This window comes from Asticcacaulis benevestitus DSM 16100 = ATCC BAA-896 (assembly GCF_000376105.1).
GTDB lineage: Bacteria > Pseudomonadota > Alphaproteobacteria > Caulobacterales > Caulobacteraceae > Asticcacaulis > Asticcacaulis benevestitus.
Window position 1 is genome coordinate 1 of the sequence record NZ_AQWM01000074.1, and the last position, 4,882, is coordinate 4,882.

Consider the following 4,882-nt stretch of genomic DNA (forward strand, 5'->3'; position numbering starts at 1 on the left):
GATCAACTTGGCAAGCCGAACCAACTCATGGTCAGGATCAAGGATCTGATCCAGCTCAGAGCGAAATAGGTCAGCACCACTGGGTTTGGCTGGCGGCTTGGGAAGCATGGACGGCCCTCACGGATAACAGAACCACATACAAGCACGGCCACTCAGAACCGGAAATCCCAAATCAAAACCACGGAGGATTTCGCAAGCTTTTGGCGCAAAACAGCCGAAACCTTGCGATTCAATATACATGAAAACACCATTTTATCAATATAATTCAATATATTGAGCATTTTTCACGGCCGACTATCTCGAAGCACTGATATCAACTGCTAGGCCGTCGTTTTGCCGGGTTGGAGCACAATTATCATCAGCAATACCAGGAACATGTTTGGCGCCTAACGGAACGACAGAGCGGTGCGCAGATCGTCATGCGCGAATGCACTTGCCATTCGCTCGATCTGCGACGCTTTTGCCCCAAACCTTCCAGCGACCTCGCGCCATTGCTGCGTAGCTTCGGCAACTTCAGCAATTATATCGCCGGCGGCCTTATTCTGCAGATTGAAATAGCCCGCGACGGATCGGGCAAGGTCAATGTCGCAAGTGCCATCTTCCAGGTCAATTGTCGTGGTCAATATCCTGGGCTTGATATCTGTTGGCACCGGATTGATATCATAGGCCGGAGACAGGACCCAACCTCCCGCGCCCGACCACAAGAACCCATGGTTTCGCAAGTGGTCGTCAACATTTGAGACGAGGATGTTGAACACCATGCGCCGAAACAGTTCATGAGCATCTTGTTTTGCCTGGGCGCCGTAACGTCCGAGAACGTCGACGATTTCGGGATAGCTGGCCCGTTCGCCGTCGCGAAGTTGCATCATCGACATGGCGGACAAGAATGGGATGCGGTGTTCGTCGGCACGATCGAATCTCCTCGACAAAACGACTGGCTTTCCAGCAACCTCGATCAGTTGGGTTTCCGCAGTTTGGATACCAGCCCTCTTAGCGAGATCGAGAGCGACTGTTTCCCAAAGTTCCTGACCATAACCATCCGTTTCCTTTGGGAACTTTGCTATGGAAAGACGGCCGTGCTGATCGAGAACCGACGCCTTGGGTCTCGCTCCGCCGAGAGACGATCCAGGCGCAAAAATCATAAGCAAATCTTCGTCGGTTTCTTCGTCTCTCAAGGTACGTTCGGTCGCTGCAAGCAGGTCTCCTAGCGAAAGCAGCCCCGGTACGCCGCGCGCATTTGGCGCTTGGAATACCTCTTCCCCGACTCGCCGAAATCGCAGCGCCCCAAGACGGGAGATATCGGCACCGCCTAAAAGGTAGTCGGTCTCCATCAGGGTTCGGGGAACACGCCCCTCCGTCTTTGCACGGCGGCGTTCTTGTTTCAGCATCAATTGCCGCCCCCACGTATCTGGCGCGGAGTCCCCCAACGACCCAAAAATCTCCCGATCGGCGCCAGGTGGGAAAACACCGGCCGATTTAAGAAGTGCGGGTTCCAGCGAAAATCCGTGATCGGCTTCGACCCATCCTCGATCATACTCGAAGCTCACGGACTGGCCCTTGCGCCCCTCGTTTAGCCGCATCAAACCTACTAGGTGATGACCTTGGGCGTAGTCGATATGCACTTCGATGTCTGTCATGATCTAAGCTTTGGTCTTGCGAATGCGCACTCGCGGCGGCAGACTCTGCGCAATCAAGTCTTGCCCGACCTTGTCCGATTCAATCGATGCTATGTTGGCAAGGGCCTCAAGTTGACCAAGTGCCTGCAAGACTGAAGCATAGATACCAATGCCTACACCGCTATCCCCTTTTTCGATGCGCACGAGCGTCGGTCGCGATGTAAAGGCGCGACCGGCAACGACGTCGGCTGACAGATTACGCCGGAGCCGCGCTTCTTTGATATTCTGGCCCAAAGCCCGTAAAGTTCGTCGGACGGCTATAGAGGGCTCATGCGGAGTTGGCATGTAAACATCCTATTACAAATTCACGTCATTATGTAACACGATACTTACATCAACTCAATTAAGGTTCTTAATAAACGAGCGAAACATCACATCGGAATATTTTTCAGAGATCAAACACCAAGGATGAGGCCGTAAAGCGCTCGAACAGAACCGCCATGGCGTCTGCAAATTTATTTGGAAAACGTGGTCGCCCTCCTGGGCGTTCGAGGACCGCCGCTTCGTTCAACAATCCGGATTTCGTCGCGATCGTGACCCACTCATACAGACATCGGTTCGGCTAATCTAATCGCTTTTTCTCGCGGACGTAGTGCACACGCGGCTCCTTCGACTTGCCATAAAAATTTTGAAGCCGATCTGGATCAGTTATAGCTTCGCTTGCTGCCAATGGCGGATTCATCCCAGGCACGGATCTGAAAAACATATTGCAAGATTTTAGATCCGGCTCGTCATCCAGATGATACAGGTGCATTTTGGGTTGAAATTTTGAGACGAAAAACCCGTTCTCTAAGGCAAAAAGTTGGGACCGAGCCAACACCTGCTGAGGCCAGGCTAATTGGTTATCGTCCGCAATAACGACTAGTCCCTCGCCTTGCCACCCAATTGCCTCCATACCGCGTTGTGTGAAGACTTTTACACTTTCACCTGCGTTGGAAGCTCCCCAAGGAGGGTTGGTGTAAAAGCAGTCGTACTTCGCCGGGGATGGAAACGCGTCCAAACAATTATAGAGCTTGGCGTCTAAGTGCTCAATTCGTTCTTTATCAGCGAACCTCATCACAGCTTCAACAACCCTTTCGTCAAAATCAAAAACGGTTATTCGGCTAGGGCCAAAATCGAGAACACTCCGCGCCTTTACCGCACGCGACCATTACCAGTTTCACGAAAATGGTAATAAACGGGTGCGGAGAATAACCCGCATAATCTCCGCATGATATGCGGAATATAATCCTTGCATGTGCGGAGTATATTCTGCATAATCTCCGCAAGGAGTGCGGATAATATGGAATATATTCACGAGCTAGAAAGTTGGCCAAAATTCCGATGGAGCCATGAAAAACTCGCCGACCAACTGGCATCTGTCCGACATCATCAAGGCAGGCTTGTGGGGCGCATGGAAGCTCTGGGCTTCGCCCTACGAGAGGAAGCGGTCCTCAATACCCTCACCGAAGATGTTTTGAAATCAAGCGAAATCGAAGGCGAAGTCCTCGACAAGGATCAAGTTCGATCCTCAATCGCTCGACGCCTCGGCATGGATATCGGTGCGCTCGCGCCCGTCGACCGTAACGTCGAGGGTGTCGTCGAAATGATGCTCGACGCGACACAGCATTACGATAGGCCGCTTAATGTGGAACGCTTGTACGGATGGCATGCCGCCCTCTTCCCGACGGGCCGTAGCGGTATAACAAAAATCGTCGTCGGCGCGTGGCGTGACGGCGCAGCCGGCCCCATGCAAGTTGTCTCCGGCCCCATAGGCCGCGAGCGAATTCATTTCGAAGCGCCCGAAGCCGAACGGCTCGATGCCGAAATGAACGCATTCCTCCAATGGTTCGAGGCAAAATCAAATATCGACCCGGTTATCAAATCCGCCATCGCGCATTTGTGGTTCGTCACGATCCACCCTTTCGAGGATGGCAATGGCCGGATTGCTCGTGCGATTGCCGACATGGCGCTAGCGCGGTCTGAACAAAGCACACAACGCTTCTACAGCATGTCGGCTCAAATACGCTTTGAGCGTAACGCTTATTACGACAGGCTGGAAGCGACGCAGAAAGGTGACCTCGACATAACCAAATGGTTGGCATGGTTTCTGGCATGCCTGGATCGAGCCTTCATGGGCGCAGACACGATCCTTGCGTCTGTGATGGTAAAGGCGAAGTTCTGGGAAAAGCACGATGTCAACGTGCTCAATCCGCGCCAACGGATGATGCTTACCCGCCTCCTGGACGGGTTTGAAGGTAAGCTGACATCGTCCAAATGGGCTTCAATAGCGAAGTGCTCGCAGGACACCGCAAGTCGCGACATCGACGATCTTATTAAGCGAAACATCCTCGTCAAGGATGGGTCGGGCGGACGCAGCACAAGCTATTCGCTAATATCAGAATAGGCGGAGTTGCCTGTCGCATGTGATGAGTTCTTGCCTGCGGTGAAGCACGTTACTCCTCGATCTGTGCGCTAGATCAATGCCAGGTGTTAGGCTTTACCGCGAGGTACCAGTTTTTGCGAGGATTGAAGACCAGCTTATTTCCGGGCGAATTCACCTGCTGGGCGAAGACGACGATGGCTTTATAATTTTTAACCATAAGTCCTTTCCCGAATCCCGAGAAACATGGGAAGCCAAAGCGCTGGACTATGCAGGCCAGTTGGCACTCTATGGTCAGGCTGTCGCAAACGCTACGTACCCATACGCCCAAGGCCACAGGCGTGTATTCATTTTTTGGCGCAGAACAATTCAGTTTTCGTACGTTGCTCGACGTAGTGATCCCGATTGTCTTTCAGAGCCTCGGTCAGGTAGTCGATCCCATCTGTGGTAAAAACTGTGATCGACTCCTTTGTCTCATCGGCTGGGTAATCGTCGTAAACGGTAAAGCAACCCTCCTCAGAGAACATTTCTATGGTTATTTCGCGTAGGAGATCTTCGTCTTCCTCAAGCTGCTGGGCGACATATTTTAAAGTGAAGAATGTACTGTCTCGGTAAGCCATCAGGCCGCCTCTGTCTTGCTTTGGGTTAAGGGATGCCAGCTCCAGGGCAGGAGTTCATCAAGGCGGTGAGCGGGATGGCCTTCAGGATCATATTGAGCCCTTCCCTGACCAGGATGTCATTGAAGATGTCGGTATGGTTTGAGGGGAATAGCCTGCTGCCTTCGATGCGAGTGGAGGAGCCGATGCTCTCGATGGTGGCGACACGGCGCAAGGCCAGCAGGCGT

The 4,882-nt window shown here is 52.6% G+C and carries 7 protein-coding genes; 2 read left to right on the top strand and 5 right to left on the bottom strand.

Annotation, left to right across the window (positions count from 1 at the left end; all coding sequences use genetic code 11):
- Positions 1 to 242 (top strand): hypothetical protein (locus tag B060_RS27890; RefSeq protein WP_211210486.1); only part of this gene is annotated, 242 nt, incomplete at its 5' end.
- A gap of 144 nt (positions 243 to 386) precedes the next feature.
- On the opposite strand, the gene B060_RS0123225 is transcribed toward B060_RS27890, so the two are convergent.
- From B060_RS0123225 to B060_RS25810, 3 genes are all read right to left on the bottom strand, one after another.
- Complete coding sequence (locus B060_RS0123225) at positions 387 to 1,637, bottom strand: type II toxin-antitoxin system HipA family toxin (RefSeq protein WP_018084179.1); 1,251 nt, start codon at positions 1,635 to 1,637, stop codon at positions 387 to 389.
- 3 nt (positions 1,638 to 1,640) lie between these two features.
- Entirely contained in the window at positions 1,641 to 1,961 is a 321-nt protein-coding gene (locus B060_RS0123230) for a helix-turn-helix domain-containing protein (protein ID WP_026173097.1), read from the bottom strand.
- Positions 1,962 to 2,238: 277 nt separating this feature from the next.
- Entirely contained in the window at positions 2,239 to 2,775 is a 537-nt protein-coding gene (locus B060_RS25810; protein ID WP_081607014.1) for a bis-aminopropyl spermidine synthase family protein, read from the bottom strand.
- Between the two features lie 183 nt (positions 2,776 to 2,958).
- On the opposite strand from B060_RS25810, the gene B060_RS0123240 reads away from it, so the two are divergent.
- Entirely contained in the window at positions 2,959 to 4,062 is a 1,104-nt protein-coding gene (locus B060_RS0123240; protein ID WP_026173098.1) for a Fic family protein, read from the top strand.
- Between the two features lie 323 nt (positions 4,063 to 4,385).
- On the opposite strand, the gene B060_RS25815 is transcribed toward B060_RS0123240, so the two are convergent.
- Together B060_RS25815 and B060_RS0123255 are read right to left on the bottom strand one after the other, a co-directional pair.
- Complete coding sequence (locus B060_RS25815; RefSeq protein WP_018083879.1) at positions 4,386 to 4,658, bottom strand: hypothetical protein; 273 nt, start codon at positions 4,656 to 4,658, stop codon at positions 4,386 to 4,388.
- Positions 4,659 to 4,683: 25 nt separating this feature from the next.
- On the bottom strand, positions 4,684 to 4,882 hold a 199-nt coding region (locus B060_RS0123255), incomplete at its 5' end, for a hypothetical protein (RefSeq protein WP_026173099.1).